At 70.4% G+C, this 16785-nt stretch carries 16 protein-coding genes; 9 read left to right on the top strand and 7 right to left on the bottom strand.

What is annotated here, in order from left to right:
- Positions 1 to 629 precede the first annotated feature (629 nt).
- Both ACGFY5_RS40110 and mca read right to left on the bottom strand, forming a co-directional pair.
- Positions 630 to 899 carry a hypothetical protein gene (locus ACGFY5_RS40110; RefSeq protein WP_392729325.1) on the bottom strand — a complete coding sequence of 90 codons (270 nt, stop codon included), beginning with the start codon at positions 897 to 899 and terminating at the stop codon, positions 630 to 632.
- A complete protein-coding gene (gene mca / locus ACGFY5_RS40105) occupies positions 896 to 1780 on the bottom strand; it encodes a mycothiol conjugate amidase Mca (protein ID WP_392729323.1) in 885 nt (294 codons plus the stop codon). Before mca ends, ACGFY5_RS40110 begins: the two co-directional genes overlap by 4 nt.
- 126 nt (positions 1781 to 1906) lie before the next feature.
- Between mca and ACGFY5_RS40100 the strand changes: the two genes are divergently transcribed.
- From ACGFY5_RS40100 to greA, 3 genes are all read left to right on the top strand, one after another.
- Positions 1907 to 2308, top strand: a complete 402-nt coding sequence (locus ACGFY5_RS40100; RefSeq protein ID WP_392729321.1) for a DUF4307 domain-containing protein — start codon at positions 1907 to 1909, stop codon at positions 2306 to 2308.
- 147 nt (positions 2309 to 2455) lie between these two features.
- Positions 2456 to 3514, top strand: a complete 1059-nt coding sequence (locus ACGFY5_RS40095) for a hypothetical protein (protein ID WP_392729319.1) — start codon at positions 2456 to 2458, stop codon at positions 3512 to 3514.
- Between the two features lie 297 nt (positions 3515 to 3811).
- Positions 3812 to 4312: a transcription elongation factor GreA gene (gene greA / locus ACGFY5_RS40090; RefSeq protein ID WP_392729317.1), complete on the top strand. Its 501-nt coding sequence runs from the start codon at positions 3812 to 3814 to the stop codon at positions 4310 to 4312.
- A 14-nt stretch (positions 4313 to 4326) separates the two neighbouring features.
- Here the strand turns inward: greA and ilvA are convergent, their stop codons facing one another.
- Entirely contained in the window at positions 4327 to 5565 is a 1239-nt protein-coding gene (gene ilvA / locus ACGFY5_RS40085) for a threonine ammonia-lyase (protein WP_392729315.1), read from the bottom strand.
- Positions 5566 to 5745: 180 nt separating this feature from the next.
- Between ilvA and ACGFY5_RS40080 the strand changes: the two genes are divergently transcribed.
- The 3 genes from ACGFY5_RS40080 to ACGFY5_RS40070 are packed head-to-tail and all read left to right on the top strand — an operon-like array spanning position 5746 to position 10234.
- A complete protein-coding gene (locus ACGFY5_RS40080) occupies positions 5746 to 6705 on the top strand; it encodes an anti-sigma factor RsbA family regulatory protein (RefSeq protein WP_392729312.1) in 960 nt (319 codons plus the stop codon).
- 41 nt (positions 6706 to 6746) lie between these two features.
- The gene (locus ACGFY5_RS40075) at positions 6747 to 8201 is read left to right on the top strand and encodes a sigma 54-interacting transcriptional regulator (RefSeq protein WP_392729310.1); all 1455 of its coding nucleotides are present in this window, start codon (positions 6747 to 6749) and stop codon (positions 8199 to 8201) included.
- A 26-nt stretch (positions 8202 to 8227) separates the two neighbouring features.
- Complete coding sequence (locus tag ACGFY5_RS40070; RefSeq protein WP_392729307.1) at positions 8228 to 10234, top strand: VWA domain-containing protein; 2007 nt, start codon at positions 8228 to 8230, stop codon at positions 10232 to 10234.
- Here ACGFY5_RS40070 and ACGFY5_RS40065 read toward each other — a convergent pair.
- Positions 10231 to 10752: a hypothetical protein gene (locus ACGFY5_RS40065; protein WP_392729305.1), complete on the bottom strand. Its 522-nt coding sequence runs from the start codon at positions 10750 to 10752 to the stop codon at positions 10231 to 10233. The genes ACGFY5_RS40070 and ACGFY5_RS40065 overlap by 4 nt on opposite strands.
- Before the next feature lie 77 nt (positions 10753 to 10829).
- Between ACGFY5_RS40065 and ACGFY5_RS40060 the strand changes: the two genes are divergently transcribed.
- Complete coding sequence (locus ACGFY5_RS40060) at positions 10830 to 11363, top strand: DUF2269 family protein (protein WP_392729303.1); 534 nt, start codon at positions 10830 to 10832, stop codon at positions 11361 to 11363.
- Here ACGFY5_RS40060 and ACGFY5_RS40055 read toward each other — a convergent pair.
- The 3 genes from ACGFY5_RS40055 to ACGFY5_RS40045 are packed head-to-tail and all read right to left on the bottom strand — an operon-like array spanning position 11338 to position 14399.
- Positions 11338 to 12675 (bottom strand): amidase, encoded by a 1338-nt coding sequence (locus tag ACGFY5_RS40055; RefSeq protein WP_392729302.1) that lies wholly within the window; start codon positions 12673 to 12675, stop codon positions 11338 to 11340. The genes ACGFY5_RS40060 and ACGFY5_RS40055 overlap by 26 nt on opposite strands.
- Positions 12672 to 13811 carry a cystathionine gamma-synthase gene (locus ACGFY5_RS40050; RefSeq protein ID WP_392729300.1) on the bottom strand — a complete coding sequence of 380 codons (1140 nt, stop codon included), beginning with the start codon at positions 13809 to 13811 and terminating at the stop codon, positions 12672 to 12674. Before ACGFY5_RS40050 ends, ACGFY5_RS40055 begins: the two co-directional genes overlap by 4 nt.
- A gap of 9 nt (positions 13812 to 13820) precedes the next feature.
- Positions 13821 to 14399 carry a YitT family protein gene (locus tag ACGFY5_RS40045; protein ID WP_392730030.1) on the bottom strand — a complete coding sequence of 193 codons (579 nt, stop codon included), beginning with the start codon at positions 14397 to 14399 and terminating at the stop codon, positions 13821 to 13823.
- 141 nt (positions 14400 to 14540) lie between these two features.
- On the opposite strand from ACGFY5_RS40045, the gene ACGFY5_RS40040 reads away from it, so the two are divergent.
- Both ACGFY5_RS40040 and msrA read left to right on the top strand, forming a co-directional pair.
- The gene (locus ACGFY5_RS40040) at positions 14541 to 15968 is read left to right on the top strand and encodes a PLP-dependent aminotransferase family protein (protein ID WP_392729298.1); all 1428 of its coding nucleotides are present in this window, start codon (positions 14541 to 14543) and stop codon (positions 15966 to 15968) included.
- Positions 15969 to 16053: 85 nt separating this feature from the next.
- Complete coding sequence (gene msrA, locus ACGFY5_RS40035) at positions 16054 to 16749, top strand: peptide-methionine (S)-S-oxide reductase MsrA (RefSeq protein ID WP_392729295.1); 696 nt, start codon at positions 16054 to 16056, stop codon at positions 16747 to 16749.
- The last annotated feature ends 36 nt before the right edge of the window (positions 16750 to 16785 follow it).

The following is a 16785-nucleotide window of genomic DNA, read 5'->3' as shown; positions in this document are numbered from 1 at the left end:
CATCTGATCCGACACATCGGACAAACTCAGCCCCAAGTAGCTCCACGCATCACTAAACACCTCCGTTCACTTCTCTCCAACCATTCCCACTATTCACTTACGTTAAATTCAGCCCCACGTTACGCCGCGCATCGCCGCTTCCCCTTCCTGGAGTTGCCCGACAAAGGCTGGACCACACCGATCCGTACACGCTCGGTCACGGAAACAGTTCTTCGCCTATCGGCATCCGAACGCGAGACAACGTGACCAGAAAGATCCGGTAGCAATCAGCCCGCAGTTTTCGGGCTCAGTTCGAGATTCGATCTTGCTTTGCGATACGGCCGACGGTAGTGGCGTTATCGCAATGGGTGAAGTCACTCAATGGTCACCAAAGAATGTGCGTTCGCCCGCTGGTCGGAAATGGTATAAAACGCTACCGGAAGTTATACTGCCCGTACTTATCCCTATGCGAAGTGTCACCGGTCCGGGTTTCCGGAACGACAACACGAGATAACGACGCGGATAGGAAATGCATCCGCGCCGTTCTGATCGGAGATTACTCTCCGTGGCTGGCGAAGGGAAGGCGGGGTCCATCCGGCGCGCCGGAGGAATGGCGCGCCGCTACGTCGACGTGACGGTACGGAGAGTGACTAGCTCTCGGTGTCGGTGCGCTCGGGAGCAGCGGGCGCCGCGGGCGCCTTGGGTGCCGCGGCGGGTTCGGCGGCGGCCGGCTTGTCGGTGGCGTCCTGCGTGGCGAACGACGACGGCAGGCGCTTGATGCGCGCGGTCATGTTGCGCCACAGGAGGATCGTCGCGATCGCGAGCAGCGCGACGACCGCGAGGGCCAACGGGCCCGCACCGGCGCCCTCCCGCGTGTCGCCGAAGTTGTTCGCCGCCTCGATAACCGTGTCCAGCGTCATCGTGCCTTCACCGCCTCGCGTACGCCTGCGAACAGATCATCCTCCGGCAGCTCGCTCGCCACCGCGGACCGGGCCAATTCGTAGTCCTCGGTGGGCCAGACGCGCTGCTGGATCTCCAGCGGCACGCCGAACCAGCGCCCGTTCGGGTCGACCTGGGTGGCGTGCGCCCGCAGTGCGTCGTCCCGAACACCGAAGTATTCGCCACAGTCGATCCGCGTGGTGATGCGGTCCCCCGGGTCGGGCCGGTCGTCCGACCAGTTCTGCAGCCACTCCTCGTACGGCGACTCCAGGTTCGCCGCCTTCATCGCCGCGTCGAGCTTCACGACCCGGGCCTTGGAGAAGCTCATGTGGTAGTAGAGCTTCAACGGCTGCCAGGGCTCGCCCTGCTCGACGTACCGGTCGGGATCACCGGCTGCCTCGTAGGCCTCGACCGAGACCCGGTGGCACATGATGTGGTCGGGGTGCGGGTAACCGCCGTTCTCGTCGTACGTGAGGATCACGTGCGGACGGAACTCGCGCACGAGCCGCACCAGCGGCGCGGCGGCCACCTCCAGCGGCTGCGTCGCGAAGCATCCCTCGGGCAGCGGCGGCAGCGGGTCGCCCTCCGGGAGGCCGGAGTCGACGAATCCCAACCACGCCTGGTCGACGCCGAGGATCGCGCGCGCGTTCGCCATCTCCTCGCGACGCAGGTCGCTGAGGTTGGCCCAGACCTCCGGGCGGTCCATCTGCGGGTTGAGCACCGAACCGCGCTCGCCGCCGGTGCACGTCGCGACGAGTACCGAGACGCCGTCGTGCACGTAGCGCGCCATCGTGGCGGCGCCCTTGCTCGACTCGTCGTCCGGATGGGCGTGTACCGCCATCAAGCGGAGTTGCTCGGTCACGCGTCTCCCTCACCTCGGCGCCACGAGCACGTCGGGATACGTTGCTGCGTAGCTAGACAGCTGAATTGTCCACGACCGGCGGCGCCGCTGTGACAGCGGCTCACCGGCCCCGATAGCGGAGCGCTCGTGACGGCACCCGTATTTCCTCCCGGCCGGTACGGTCGCCGGCGCGCCGTGCGCGCCTATCCCCGGTGGCTGGTCCCGGCGCTGGTCGGAGTGGTCGTGGTGGTCGGTCTGGCGATCACCGGAAAGCTGTACACCACCTACGGCGACGACCACGTCGAGGGCCGGGTGCTCCGGTACGCGGTGGTGTCCGACCGCGAGGTGCGGATCGAGTTCGAGGTGTCCGGCACCCGGGAGACGCCGGTGAGGTGCGCGGTGCGCTCGCGGGCGGAGGACGGCTCCGAAGTGGGCCGCACCGAGATCACCGTGCCGGAGGGTGACTCCGTGATCACTCGAACCGTTACTCTGACCACATCGAAACGAGCCGTCAGCGGTGAATCGGGAGGTTGCACGCCCGCCGCGTGAACCGGCCGCCACCCCTGCCCGTGTCCACGGGGAGGGGGCAGCTGTGCCCAACCGATCCTCCGAACGTCGGAGACGCGCGTCCCACGGCGGGATCGCATCCGGACAGCACCCTCGCCGCGGACGCGATCCCGAGGTTCTCTGGGAGCCATGGGAGGCAGTGAGTCGCGGCGCCGTTCGCGGCACTCGGTAGCGCAGACCGATCCGCTGTACTGGGCTCGGGCACGCGCGGCCGAGCAGGATCCGATCGGCCGACCGGCCGATCCGGAGGCTGCCACCGAGGAGTTCCCGTCGGTCGCTCCGGAGTGGTCCGGACGCTTACCGCTGCCGGCCCCTCCGGGCCTACCGCCCCGTCGCTCCTGGTCCGGTGAGGACGCCACCACCGACTCACTGCCTGTGGTTCCCGTGGTCCGCGACGACGACGCCGCGACGACCGTCGATCTACCTGCGGTGCCCTCGACCGAGGTCGAGACCGTCGACCACCGCGACCACCCGCTGGCACTGCTGCCGCAGCCCTACGGCTCCGGACGCTCGGCGATCGCGCGACGCAACTACACCGGGCGCCACCGTCCGCCGCCGGCCCCGGCACCCACCCGGCTCGGGCTGTCCACCGTCGGCATGACGGTCGCGGTCGGCGTCCTCGGCGTCACGCTCGCCATGCTCCACGCGCAACCCAGCGACCAGGCCGACCGCGGCACACCACCGCTGGCGGCGGTCTCGCCGACCGGAAGTTCGGGCCCCGACGGCGCGACGGTCACCGAACCGGATCCCACGCCCGGTCCCGACGGGCAGCTCATCCCCCGCCCCGGCACGACGCCGAGCGCCGTTCCGCCCGCTTCCCCGGACGCGGCTCGCCCCGCCATCGAACGCCCCGACGTACCCGCCGTCGCTCCCGGGGCGCCCGGCGCGAACACGGACGACGACGGCGGCGGCGCGACGACAGAAGAAGAGCCGGCCGTTCCCCGCTCGGGCGGCCGCCCCACCCGGACCCGCCAGCCCGAGACCGCCGCCCGGCCGACGCCGCGGGCGACCCCGCGCTGCGCGACGTCGATCGACCGTGCGACGGCACGCACCAACGCGCTCTCCGACGAGGAGTCCGCGAGCACCAGCACCACGACGCCGGCCGACCCCGACGAGACGCCGTCGGAGGAGCCCACCGAGGAAGAGGTCGAGCCCGCGAGCCCCAGCTCGTCGGCCGGGGCCTGCTGACCTGCGCGGATTCGGCTCTGGGCACTTCGGGTCGCGCCGATCGTTGAACGAGATGGCGTCGAGATGTCATCCTGGGTGTCCGGTCGCCTGGGGGCGTCCTCCCCGAGGTGACGAGAAGGGCAGTCGAGCGTGACGAGAAAAAGCGGCCCGGTAACAAATACGGCTGAGTAACCGCGCGACTGCATTGGGTTCCCCGACCCCGGCCCGAGAGAGACCGATCGGGCTATCCTTTTAGTTTCCGTTCCATCCCCCGCAGTGCGTAATACCGATCTATCCATTGACCCCCGAGGAGCACCCGTGTCTACGACCGATGAGGCGCGCGCGACCTGGCTGACCCAGGAGGCGTTCGACCGGCTGAAGGCCGAGCTCGAGGAGCTCAAGAACAACCGTCCCGTGATCGCCGCGGAGATCAACGCGCGACGCGAAGAGGGCGACCTCAAGGAGAACGGCGGTTACCACGCCGCCAAGGAGGAGCAGGGCAAGCAGGAGGGCCGGATCCGGCAGCTCGAGGACCTGCTCCGCAGCGCGCGCGTCGGCGAGGCGCCCACCACGGCGACCGTCGTCGCGCTCGGAACCGTCATCACGGTGCACTTCGACGACGACCCGGACGATGCCGAGACTTTCCTGCTCGGCTCCCGCGAGATCTCGTCGACCACCGACCTGACCGTGTACTCCCCCGAGTCGGCGCTCGGTGCCGCGATCATCGACCACAAGCCCGGTGACAAGGTGTCCTACGAGGCGCCGAACGGCCGCACGATCAACGTCACGATCGCGAAACTGGAGCCGTTCGCAGGCTGACGTCGCTCCGCGGGCTACTCGACCGAGTAGCCCGCGGACCGCAGCGCGTTCACCGTCCGGTGCGAGTGGTCGGGGCCGTCCGTCTCGACCGTCAGCGACACCTCGACGTCTCCGACCGCGAGCGCGGCGTCGTGCCGCACGTGCGCGATGTCGAGGACGTTCGCCCGCTGCTTGGCCAGGACGCGGAGCAGGCCGGCCAGCATCCCCGGCCGGTCGGCGAACCGCACGGTGAGGTCCAGGTACCGCCCGGCGGCGCCCATGCCGTGCTCGATCACCCGGAGCAGCAGCAGCGGGTCGATGTTGCCACCCGAAAGCACCACGACGACCGGCGGGACGAACGTCTCCGGCTCGGCCAGGACTGCGGCCAGCGCCGCCGCACCGGCCGGCTCGATCACCATCTTCGCCCGCTCCAGGCCGAAGAGCAGCGCTTGCGAGAGCTGCTCCTCGGTGACCGTGCGCACCTCGTCCACCTGCGCGGCGATGTGGGCGAACGTCAGATCGCCCGGCCGGCCGACCGCGATGCCGTCGGCCATCGTCCGCATCCCGTCGAGCGTGATCGGGCGACCGGCGGCCAGCGACACCCGCACCGCCGCCGCACCGGCCGCCTGCACGCCGACCAGCCGGACGTCGGGCCGCTCCGCGCGGAGCACCGTCGCGATGCCGGCGACCAGGCCACCGCCTCCGGTCGGGACGACGACCGTCCGCACGTCCGGACACTGCTCCAGGATCTCCAGCCCGACCGTGCCCTGGCCCGCGACGACGTCCGGGTGGTCGAACGGGTGCACGAAGACCGCACCGCGCTCGGCCGCGAACGCGATCGCCGCGGCCATCGCGTCCTCGATCGTGTCGCCGACCAGTTCGACTGTCGCGCCGTACTCCCGGGTCGCCGCCACCTTCGGAAGCGACGCACCGATCGGCATGAACACGGTGGCGTGCGTGCCGACCGCGCGGGCCGCCAGCGCGACGCCCTGCGCGTGGTTGCCCGCACTGGCCGCGACCACGCCGCGGGCCCGCTCCTCCGGCGACAGCCGCACCAGGCGCAGATAGGCCCCGCGCAGCTTGAACGACCCCGCGTGCTGCAGGTTCTCGCACTTGAACAGCGCCGGGCCGCCGACCGCGCGGCGCAGCGGCTCGCACTCCTCCATCGGCGTCCTGCGCACCACTCCGGCGCCGGTCAGGACGTCCTGCGCAGCCCGGACGTCGGCCAGCGTCACCAGATCGGGAGGGGTGACGACAGCGTCCACGCTCGGCATGGGGAGAATCGTGCCAGGAAGCCGATTCCTGACCCTCCCTGGGTGGTCAGTGCAACGGGAGATGAGAAACGGTGGTTACCCTGACCGGCGCCGGTGTGATTACGAATTCGCTGGACGGGTAGTGCCGGTGCAAGTGAGAGCCGACGGGCAGGAGAAGGCAGTGCGCGCTGCGGGGCGGCCTTGACCGCGGCACAGATCGAGGGTGACCCTTCGCCTGACGCAGGCCCGACGCTCGGCCATCAAGCGCTGATCTACTCCTCGCGCGACGAATTCACCGCGAGCGGGGTGGAGTTCCTCCGGCAGGGCCTGGACCAGGGCGACACGGTCGTGCTGGCCACGCCGAACGCCGCCGACCTGGTCGAGGCACTGGGGTCGCACGCCGACCGGGTCGAGGTCGTGGACGACCGGGCCTGGCACCACGTACCGGCCTGGACGATCGGCGGCTACGCCCGCCGCACCGAGCGGGCGTCCCGGAAGGGCCACCGCCTGCGGGTACTGACCGAGATCCGCTGGGACGCGCAGAACACCACCGAATGGGAGTGCTACGAGTCCCTGCTCAATCCGGCCCTGGACGGTCTGTCGATCGACCTGTGCTGCGCCTACGACGCGGACGGGCTCGCTCCCGAGGTGGTCGACACGGCCCGCCGAACGCACCCGTCGACACGCGGGCTCGCCGGCGTCGCACCGTCGGAGACGTACGTCCCGGCCGTCGAGTTCCTCTCCTCCGGCCCACAACCGACGCGTTTCCCGGTTCCGGTCGACGCGCTGCGCGTCGAGTTCGGCGCCGCCGAGATCCCGTCCGTGCGGCAGACCGCGCTGGGCTGGGCCCGGGACGCCGGGATGAACGAGGACGACGCGAGCGAGTTCCTGATCGCGATCTACGAGATCGCCAGCAATGCCGTCGAGCACGGCGGCGGGCGGGGCGTCGGCCGGTTCTGGTCGGAGGCCGACCGCCTGTACTGCGACATCTGGAGCGCACGGCAGATCGGCGACCCCCTGGTGGCCGGCTACCGCCCGCCGGGCACCGCGCAGGAGCGTGGCCGTGGCCTCTGGCTCGCCCGTCAGATCTGCGAACACGTCACGATCTACAACAACGGCGGAGCAACAGTGCAATTGGTGCGCTCGGTCGCGTCGAACTGATCCACCTCGCCAGCCACGGGAATCCGACGTAGCGTCGGACTGTGACGCGTGATGCCTCGGCGGCCGAGGCGGCAGCCCGGCCCGAACCCACCACTCTTGGCGCCCTCCGGGACGCCGGGACCCCCTACCGCGGCGTGAAGGCCGAGATCCGGCACAACCTGCTGGCCCGGCTCCGCGCCGGCGAACCTTCCGTTCCCGGAATCCTGGGATTCGACGACACCGTCCTCCCCGAGTTGGAGCGAGCCCTGCTCGCCGGCCACGACCTCGTGCTCCTCGGTGAGCGCGGCCAGGGCAAGACCCGCCTGATCCGGTCGTTGATCTCCCTGCTCGACGAGTGGACCCCGGTGATCGCCGGTTCCGAACTCAACGACCACCCGTTCGCGCCGATCAGCGTGTACGGCCAGAACCTCGTCGCCGAACTCGGCGACGCCACCCCGGTCGAGTGGCTGCACCGCTCGCTCCGGTTCGGTGAAAAGCTCGCCACCCCCGACACCTCCGTCGGTGACCTGATCGGTGACGTCGATCCGATCAAGGTCGCCGAGGGACGCACGCTGGGCGACCCCGAGACCATCCACTACGGACTCATCCCCCGCACCAACCGCGGAATCATCGCCGTGAACGAGCTGCCCGACCTGGCCGAACGCATCCAGGTGGCGCTGCTCAACGTGCTCGAAGAGCGCGACATCCAGGTCCGCGGCTACACACTGCGGCTGCCGCTCGACCTGCTCGTGGTCGCCAGCGCCAACCCGGAGGACTACACCAACCGCGGTCGGATCATCACCCCGCTCAAGGACCGGTTCGGGGCCGAGATCCGCACCCACTACCCGCTCGACCTTCCGGGCGAGCTGGCCGTCATCGAGCAGGAAGCGCTGGTCAGCTGGCCGGACGAGCCGCTCGGCGACCCGGTCGTGCCCGACCACCTGCGCGAGATCATCGGTCGCTTCACCCGCGAGGTCCGCGAGGCGCCGCAGGTCGACCAGCGCTCCGGCGTCTCGGCCCGCTTCGCGATCGCGGCGCTGGAGACGGTGGCCGCCTCCGCGGTGCGCCGCGCCGCGCGTACCGGTGAGTCGCCGGTGGCGCGGGTCAGCGACCTGCCGTCGGTGGTTCCGGCCAGCCGCGGAAAGGTCGAGTTCGCCGACCTCTCCGGCGACCTGGAAGACGGCCGTGAGCTGGAGATCCTCGATCACCTGCTGCGTCGGTCGATCGCCCGGACGTTCCGCCGCTACCTGGCCGGCGTCGACCTGTCGGGTCTGCAGACCAAGTTCGAAGGCGGCAGCACCGTGATGGCCGGCGAGAACGTGGCCGCGGCCGACCTGCTGCACCAGCTGGGCACCGTGCCCGGGCTGGCCCAGATCCTCGAGCGCGTCGGTGTGCCCGACGGGGCGGAGTCGCCCGGTCTCGCCGCCGCCGCACTGGAATTCGCGATGGAAGGGCTCCACCTCAACCGTCGGCTGGCCAAGGACGTAGCCGAAGGCCAGACCCTGTACGGCTCCTAGGGAGCCGACCGTAGGGAGGCGCCGTCATGAGCGCAGAACCACTGGAACCGCCGCCCCCGCCCCGCCGTCGCGGCGGCTACAAGTACGGACGCTGGTCCGGTGGCGCCGACCCGCTGGCGCCTCCGTTCGACGTCCGCGAAGCCCTGGACGGGATCGGCGACGACATCCTGTCCGGTTCCACCCCGGCCGACGCGTTGCGTCGGCTGCTGCAGCGGGGGCGCGACGGCCTGTCCGGCCTCGACGACCTCCGCCGTCGCCTGCGCAAACGCCGGGAACAGCTGCGCCGCTCCGGGCGCTTGGACGGCACCCTGGACCAGGTCCGGGAACTGCTCGACCAGGCGCTCGAGGCGGAGAAGCGTGCGTTGTTCGCCGACCCCGACGACATGGCGCGCTTCGAAGAAGCCGAGTTGGACGCTCTGCCGAACGAAACGGCCAGCGCGGTGCGTGCGCTGTCCGAACGGCAGTGGCGCTCCCCCGAGGCGGCGCAGAAGTACCAGGAGATCCAGGAACTCCTGCGCCGCGAGGTGCTGGACTCCCAGTTCGCCGGCATGAAGAACGCGCTGCAGAACGCCTCACCCGAGGACATGGCGCGGGTCCGCGACATGATGGCGGACCTGAACGACCTGCTGTCGAAGCACGCGCGCGGCGAGGCCGGGCAGCAGGACCTCGACCAGTTCCTCGACAAGCACGGCGAGTTCTTCCCGGAACGGCCGAACACCATCGACGAGCTGATCGACCAGCTGGCCCGGCGTGCCGCGGCGAGCCAGCGGATGATGGACGGCCTCACCGCCGAGCAGCGCGCCGAGCTGGGCGACCTGATGGATCAGATGCTCGGCGGCGACATCGGGCTCTCCGCGGAGATGGAGCGGCTCAACCAGCAGCTCCGCGCGGCCCGGCCCGACCTGCGCTGGGGCGGCGACCCCCGGATGCAGGGCCAGGAAGGCATGGGCATGGGCGACGCCACCAGCGCGGTCGCCGAACTGTCCGACGTCGAGTCGCTCGACCGGCAACTCGGTCAGCAGTACGCCGGTGCCGGCTTGGACGACGTCGACGAAGAGCTGGTGCAGAGGGCGCTGGGACGGGAAGCCGTCGACGACCTCAACAACCTCCGGCGGATCGAGAAGGAGCTGTCTCGGCAGGGATGGCTGCAGAACCGGAACGGTCAGTTGGAGCTGGCGCCGAAGGCGCTGCGACGGCTGGGCGCGACGGCGCTGAAGCGGGTGTTCGCGCAGCTGCACGACGGTCCGCGGGGCGACCACGACATTCCCGACGCCGGTGCGGCCGGGGAACTGACCGGTAGTAGCCGGAACTGGCAGTTCGGCGACACCCAGCCGCTGGACGTGGTGCGCACGGTGCGCAACGCCGTTCTGCGTACCGGGCCTTCCACCAACGGCGTTCGCCTTACCGTGGACGACTTCGAGGTCGTGGAGACCGAGCGGCGGTCGCGGGCTGCGGTGGCGCTGCTGGTCGACCTGTCGTACTCGATGGAGCTCAACGGCACGTGGGGTGCGGCGAAGTCGACGGCGCTGGCGCTGCACCACCTGGTGACGACGCGTTATCCGCAGGACTCGATCGAGCTGATCGGGTTCAGCCAGTACGCGCGGCCGTTGCGTGCGGCGGAGCTGGCCGGGCTGGACTTCGACCCGGTGCAGGGCACGAACCTGCAGCACGCGCTGATGCTGGCACGGCGGCACCTGACCCGGCACTCGGACGCCGAGCCGATCCTGCTGGTCGTCACCGACGGTGAGCCGACCGCGCACCTCGAGCGGGACGGCGAGGCGGTGTTCATGTGGCCGCCGATGCCGGAGACGCTCGCGCTGACGTTGGCCGAGGTCGACCGGGCCACGCGGGCCGGGGTCGCGATCAACGTGTTCATGCTCGGTGAGGATCCGCGGCTGGTCGACTTCATGACCGAGGTGGCCCGGCGCAACGGCGGCCGGATCTTCACGTCCGACGCCGACAACCTGGGCGAATACGTGGTGAGCGACTTCTTGAAGCGCCGAACCGCCATCGCCTCCGGCCGCCGCCGCTAGAGAGTCAGTACCTCGATGTTGCAGATGTACCAGCCGTTGTTCTCCAGGACCTGAAGGCGCATCGGCCAGGGGAGGTTCGACGTCGCCCGCGAGCGCTTGTCGGCCACGACGAAGGTGACCCCGACGTCCAGTTCGACCTCGGTCGAGCTGCGTCGGGTTTCCTTCGTGATGCGCCAGTTGATGGTCTGGAGCTCTTGGCCGACGTCGACCAGGCCGCTGTTGAACTCCCGCAGCGTCGCCCCCGCCTGGCTGCGCTTCGCCTCGCAGAGCGCCTGCTCGAACTCGTTGATGCTGTTCTGCGACATGCTGCGCAGCAACTGGTCAGCTGCCGCTTTCGGCGTCTCCGGACCCTGTGCACCGGTGCGGTAGACGAACAACGCGGTGACCGTGCAGACGACCGCCGACATCACGACGGCGACCACCCCGAGGAACACGAACCGACGCTTCCGCCGTTTCCGACGACGCTCCCAGCTACGGCTGCGAGTCGTCAGTTCCGGCGGCGGGGGCGCAGGAAGCATGACCCTCCTTCGTGAGCGGCGTTCACAGTACTGGCGCCGAGCGCATTGTGTCCCGCACACGGGGGTAGAACAGTCGCATGACGAAGTTCGTGTTGACGCTGCACGTCCTCGCCGCCGTGTTCCTCATCGGACCGATGGCGATTTCCCCGATGATGGGCATGCGGGCCATCCGCCGGCACGATGCGCGAGGCGTCCACGAGGCCGCCCGCACCACCACCCTCTACACCCTGTTGTCGCTGGTGGTCGCCGCGCTGGGCTTCGTGCTGATCGCTGTCGGCAACGGACGGTGGTCGTTCGGCGATGCCTGGGTCACGATCTCGATGACTTTGTACGTGATCGCGCTGCTGCTGGGCATCGGCGTGGTGGCGCCGGGGCTCACCGGCGCCGCCCGGCTGCTCGACGTATCGACGCCCGTGCCGGCGACGCCGGTGACGGTTTCGGACACGACGGTCGAAACCACCGAGCCCGCCGGTACGGATACCGCGACGATCGACGTCGAGACCCGCAGGAAGGTCGACGCCGCTTACGGGCGGGTCGCGGCATCCAGCGGCATCGTCGCTCTGCTGCTGATCATCATCGTGATCTTCATGGTCGTTCGGCCGTTCCGGTAACAGCGCCCTCGGGGTGCCGCTGCCACGACAGTTCGGCGGCGGCGCCCAGCAGGAGACCCTCGCTCCCGGGCGGCCCGACCAGCTGAACCGACGCCGGTGCGCCGTCGCTGCGCACCCCGGCGGGCACGGCGAGCGCCGGGAAGCCGGCGAGATTCCACATGCCCGGATACGGCGCCAGACGCGTCGACACCTGCGCGTTCGCCCGCCACGATTGCGCCGACCACGCCTCGGCACGCGCCGGTGCCCTGGTCAGCACCGGCATCACCAGCAGGTCGACGTCGTCGAAGAATGCTGTTGCAGTTCGGCGCCACCGGTCGCGCTGACGTTCGTTCACCAGACCGGACCGCAGTGCCGCGCGGCCGAGCGCGATGTGGGTGCGGGTCCGCGGCTGGAGCGCCGCCTCGTCGAGGTTCGCGGGGAGTTCGGCGGCGACCGCGCCGGTCCAGAACGCACCGGCGAGCGTCTGCAGCGACGCGGGAATCTTGGGATTGCGCGCAAACGTGGAGTGCCCGGCCAGCGCGAACGCGCGGCCGACGCGGTGCAGGCCGTTGCGGGTCTCGGCATCCGGCTGGGCGAACACCACCGGGGAGCGGGACGAGATCGCGATCCGCAGCTTCGTGCGCTGCGGGGTGAACGTTCGGCCCGCCATCACGCCGAGCCCCAGCGCCACGTCCTCGACGGTCGTGGCCAGAACGCCGTGCTCGGACAGGCCCAGCCAGCCTTCGCCGTCGGCGTGCGGGGTGACTCCACTCCCGGGCTTGAGGCCGAGAACGCCGCAGCACGCGGCCGGGATGCGAATCGAGCCCATTCCGTCGCTGCCGTGGGCGAGCGGCACCATGCCGGCTGCGACCGCCGCGCCCGCGCCGCCGGAGGAGCCGCCGGCGCTGTAGCGCGGGTCCCAAGGGCTGCGGGCGATGCCGTTGGGGTCGTCGCTGAATGGCCAGATGCAGAGTTCGGGGACTCGGGTGAGGCCGATGACCACGGCGCCGGCTTCGCGCCAGCGGTGGACGAGGGGGTGGTCCGTTTTTGCCGGGGTGTGTGAGGTGGCGAGGGATCCGTCAGCCCGAACCTCGCCGGTGACCTCGACGTGGTCCTTGATCGCGACCGGCACGCCGGCCAGCGGCCCTTTGTCGGCACGCTGGTCGACGGCGTCGGCCTCCGCTAGCGCCTCGCTCGCTCGGACCCGGCGGAACGCTCCGTAGAGCGGGTCGACCCGCTCGATGTGCGCGAGGTGCGCAGCGACGACTTCCCGCGCCGTCGTACGCCCCTCGCGCACCGCGGCCGCGATCTCCGTAGCCGTCGCGCCGATCACGCCAGCGCCTGCAGCAGGTCCCCGATCAGGTCGTCGACGTTCTCGATCCCGACCGATAGACGGACCAGGTCGTCCGGCACCTCGAGCGGCGAGCCGGCCACACTCTGGTGGGTCATCTGGCCCGGGTGCTCGATCAGCGACTCGACGCCACCGAGCGACTCGGCGAGCGTGAAGATCTGCGTCTTCGCGACGACGTCCAGCGCGGTCTCGAGCCCACCGTGCAGGCGGATGCCGACCATGCCACCGAACCGCCGCATCTGCTTGGCGGCCGTTTCGTGGCCGGGGTGCTCCGGGAGCCCGGGGTAGAGCACCGACTTGACCGCTTTGTTGCTGAGCAGCGCCTCGACGACCCGCTCCGCGTTGTCGGAGTGCCGGTCCATGCGCACGCCGAGCGTCTTGATGCCCCGCAGCGTCAGCCACGAGTCGAACGGGCCGGCGATCGCTCCGACAGCGTTCTGGTGGTAGCCGATCTTCTCCGCCAGCTCGGCGTCCTTCACGACGACAGCGCCGCCGACGACGTCCGAGTGACCGCCCATGTACTTGGTCGTCGAGTGCACGACCGCGTCCGCGCCCAGGCCGAGCGGCTGCTGCAGGTACGGCGACGCGAACGTGTTGTCGACGACGAGCAGCGCGCCCGCGTCGTGCGCGATACCGGCCAGTGCGGCGATGTCCGCGATGCCCAGCAGCGGGTTCGTCGGCGTCTCGCACCAGACGACCTTGGTCTCCGGCCGGATCGCGGCGCGCACGGCGTCCAGATCCGAAAGGTCGACGCTGGTGTGGCTGATGCCCCAGTTCGACAGCACCCCGGCGATGAGCCGGTAGCTACCGCCGTACGCGTCGCCGGGCATGAGCACGTGCGTGCCCGGCCGGGCGACGCTGCGCAGCAGCGTATCCTCGGCGGCGAGCCCGGAGGCGAACGCGAACCCCTTGAGCCCGCCCTCCAGCGCGGCCAGGCACTCCTCGAGCGCCTGACGCGTCGGGTTGCCGCTGCGGGCGTACTCGAAGCCGCCGCGCAGGCCACCCACGCCGTCCTGCTTGAACGTCGAGGACAGGTGGAGCGGCGGCACGACCGCACCGGTGGTCGGATCGGGGTCCTGACCGGCGTGAATGGCGAGCGTCTCGAAGGCGTGGGTCATGAACTGAGCCTAAGCCGCTGCAGCGAGTCCGCCGTCGTCGGCTGATCCCTGTGTTGTCGACGTCGTACCGCTGGGAACCGTGAGCAGCGGAAGTGTGACGTGGACGACCGGGCCGATGCTGATCGCGTACAGGATCGTGCCGATGCCCACCGTGCCGCCGAGGAGCCAACCGATGGCGAGCACGCCCAACTCGATGCCGGTGCGGATCACGCGGACCGATCCCCCGGTCTTCGCGACGAGACCCGTCATCAGGCCGTCCCGCGGCCCGGGCCCGAGCCCGGCGCCGATGTAGCAGCCACCGGCGATGCCGTTGAGGACGATGCCCGCGATCAGGAACGTCCACCTACCGGGCAGCCACGTCATCGTCGGAAGCGCCCAGAGCGCCGCGTCGACAGCGACACCGACCACCACGACGTTGCTGAGCGTGCCCAACCCGGGACGTTGCCGCAGCGGGATCCAGAGCAGCAGCACCGCCGCACCGACGACGATCGTCACCACCCCGAACGACCACGGGACGTGGGTCGCGATGCCCTGGTGGAAGGCGTCCCAGGGGTCCAGGCCCAGGTTCGCGCGGATCATCAGACCCATCGAAAAGCCGTAGAGCGCGAGCCCGACGTAGAGCTGGACGAGCCGGCGGACCCGGTGATCGGGCGGGAGGAGGCTGTTCACGGGTATACGGTTACTCCAATTGGCCTTCTATCCAATAGCCAATTTCGGGATAGTGGACTGGTGACGACCGACCGGCGGGTCAACGGCCCGCATCTCGTCCGCCTGCTGGGCGACTGGCGCACCGGGCCGCTCCCGACCGCCTATGCCGGGCTCGCCAGTCGTCTGCGCCTTCTCATTCTCGACGGTCGGGTGCCGCTGCACACCCGGGTTCCCGCGGAGCGGGAACTGGCCGACGCGCTCGGGGTGTCGCGGACCACTGTCGCGGCCGCGTACGAGCGGCTCCGCGAGGACGGCTTCCTGCTCAGCCGCCGCGGGTCGGGAACGTGGACCCACCTGCCGCCCTCCGGCGTGTCCGCGGCCGGGCCGGTCGCGACGCTCGGCGAAGACCTGCTCGACCTGGCGCACGCCGCCGCGCCCGCTCCCGCCGAGTGGCTGCACGCGGCGGCGGAAGCCGCTGTCACCCAACTGGCCCGCTTCCTGCCGACACACGGCTACGACCCGCTGGGGCTGGCCGAACTCCGGGGCGCCGTCGCCGATCGCTACACCGCCCGAGGGGTGCCCACCACCCCGGACCAGATCCTCGTGACCGGCGGAGCGCACCACGCGTTCGCACTGGCGCTGCGCGCGCTGACGACACCCGGCGACCGCATCGTCGTCGAGCACCCGACGTACCCGAACGCGCTGGAAGCCGTGCGGTGGGCCGGGTGCCGCCCGGTGCCGGTGCCGTTCGGACCGGACGGCTGGGACCTCGAGATGCTGGCCGCGACGATCCGGCACGCCGCGCCCCGCGTCGTCTACCTGGTGCCGGACTTCCAGAACCCGACGGGGTTCTACATGTCCGCCGCCGACCGGGCCGCCGTCGTGGAGCTCGCGTCGCGGTCCGGCACCACGCTGGTGATCGACGAGACAGTCGCCGAGCTCTGGCTGGACGGATCACCGGTGACGCCCGTGGGCCTCGATGCGGTCGTGACGACCGGGTCGACCAGCAAGGCGTTCTGGGGCGGGCTGCGCGTCGGCTGGATGCGTGCCACGCCGGCGCTGGTGCGGCGGGTCGGCGCGGCCAGGGCGTCGATGGATCTGGCGAGTCCGATCCTGGAGCAGTTGATGGCGGCGGAGTTGGTGCCCCGGACGGCAGAGGTCACTGCCGATCGGCGCGACTGGCTCCGCGACGCCAGGTCGCGGCTGCGGTCGCGGCTGGCTGCGCAACTCCCGTCCTGGACGCTGAACGCACCAGCCGGCGGCCTGGCGTACTGGGTCGACCTCGGCGCGCCGATCTCCTCGGCGCTGGCGATCTCGGCGGAGCGGCACGGCGTGGCCCTCGCCGCGGGGCCGCGGTTCGGGCTCGACGGTGCCTTCGAGCGTTACGTCCGACTTCCGTACACGCTGGAGCCGTTCGCGCAGGACCTCGCGGTCGACCGCCTGACCGCCGCCTATCTCGCGCTGGGCGGCGAAGTGGCGGAGGATCTACCGTTGCGGGGTGTGACCTGAGTCGTGGAACACCCGGACCGCAGGCTGTGTTGAGCTGGACGTGGGCCGGGCCGCCCGGCCCCGCTGAATCGCAGGAGGCGAAACCATGCTGTTCGGCCGCAGCAAGTCCGAGCTGATCACCGAGGAGAACGCACTCCCCGGCCGGGCGCAGCCGCTGCCGGTCGCCGCCCGCCACACCGTCCTCGACACCCCGCTGACCGGCCCCTGGCCGGAGGGCTACGAGACCGCCGTCTTCGGAATGGGCTGTTTCTGGGGTGCTGAGCGCATCTTCTGGCGGATTCCCGGCGTCTACTCCACGTCCGTCGGCTATGCGGGCGGGTACACGCCCAATGCCACGTACGAGGAGGTCTGCTCCGGTCTGACCGGGCATGCCGAGGTCGCGATGGTCGTGTACGACCCCGCCAAGGTCTCGTACGAGACGCTGCTCAAGGCGTTCTGGGAGAACCACGACCCGACGACGCTCAACCGGCAGGGCAACGACCGCGGTACCCAGTACCGCTCGGTCATCTACACCACGTCCGACGCGCAGGCCGCCACCGCCAAGGCGAGCCTCGAGGCGTTCCAGCCGGTGGTGACGAACGCCGGTCTCGGCGCGATCACCACGCAGATCCAGCCGCTCGGCGAGTACTACTACGCCGAGGACTACCACCAGCAGTATCTCTCGCCGTCCAAGAACCCCAACGGCTACTGCAACCACGGCCCGAACGGGCTTTCGTGCCCGATCGGGATCGGGAACGTGCCGGCTCAGACCTCGGTAGAGGTCCCGGGCGCAGCGCACTGACGTTTTAGAACGCCACATGGCGACGGGCGGTCCGGC

This window comes from Cryptosporangium sp. NPDC048952 (genome assembly GCF_043197895.1).
In the GTDB taxonomy this organism is placed as follows: Bacteria; Actinomycetota; Actinomycetes; order Mycobacteriales; family Cryptosporangiaceae; genus Cryptosporangium.
The sequence above is the reverse complement of the archived record's forward strand: the minus strand, read 5'-3'. Positions and strand labels throughout refer to the sequence as shown.

Bases quoted from the DNA above. Each gene is read 5' to 3' on its own strand.
- ACGFY5_RS40110 (WP_392729325.1), bottom strand. From the start codon at position 899: ATGACGCTGGACACGGTTATCGAGGCGGCGAACAACTTCGGCGACACG.
- ACGFY5_RS40095 (WP_392729319.1), top strand. From the start codon at position 2,456: ATGGGAGGCAGTGAGTCGCGGCGCCGTTCGCGGCACTCGGTAGCGCAG.
- ilvA (WP_392729315.1), bottom strand. From the start codon at position 5,565: ATGCCGAGCGTGGACGCTGTCGTCACCCCTCCCGATCTGGTGACGCTG.
- ACGFY5_RS40070 (WP_392729307.1), top strand. From the start codon at position 8,228: ATGAGCGCAGAACCACTGGAACCGCCGCCCCCGCCCCGCCGTCGCGGC.
- ACGFY5_RS40065 (WP_392729305.1), bottom strand. From the start codon at position 10,752: ATGCTTCCTGCGCCCCCGCCGCCGGAACTGACGACTCGCAGCCGTAGC.
- ACGFY5_RS40060 (WP_392729303.1), top strand. From the start codon at position 10,830: ATGACGAAGTTCGTGTTGACGCTGCACGTCCTCGCCGCCGTGTTCCTC.
- ACGFY5_RS40050 (WP_392729300.1), bottom strand. From the start codon at position 13,811: ATGACCCACGCCTTCGAGACGCTCGCCATTCACGCCGGTCAGGACCCC.
- ACGFY5_RS40045 (WP_392730030.1), bottom strand. From the start codon at position 14,399: ATGGGTCTGATGATCCGCGCGAACCTGGGCCTGGACCCCTGGGACGCC.
- msrA (WP_392729295.1), top strand. From the start codon at position 16,054: ATGCTGTTCGGCCGCAGCAAGTCCGAGCTGATCACCGAGGAGAACGCA.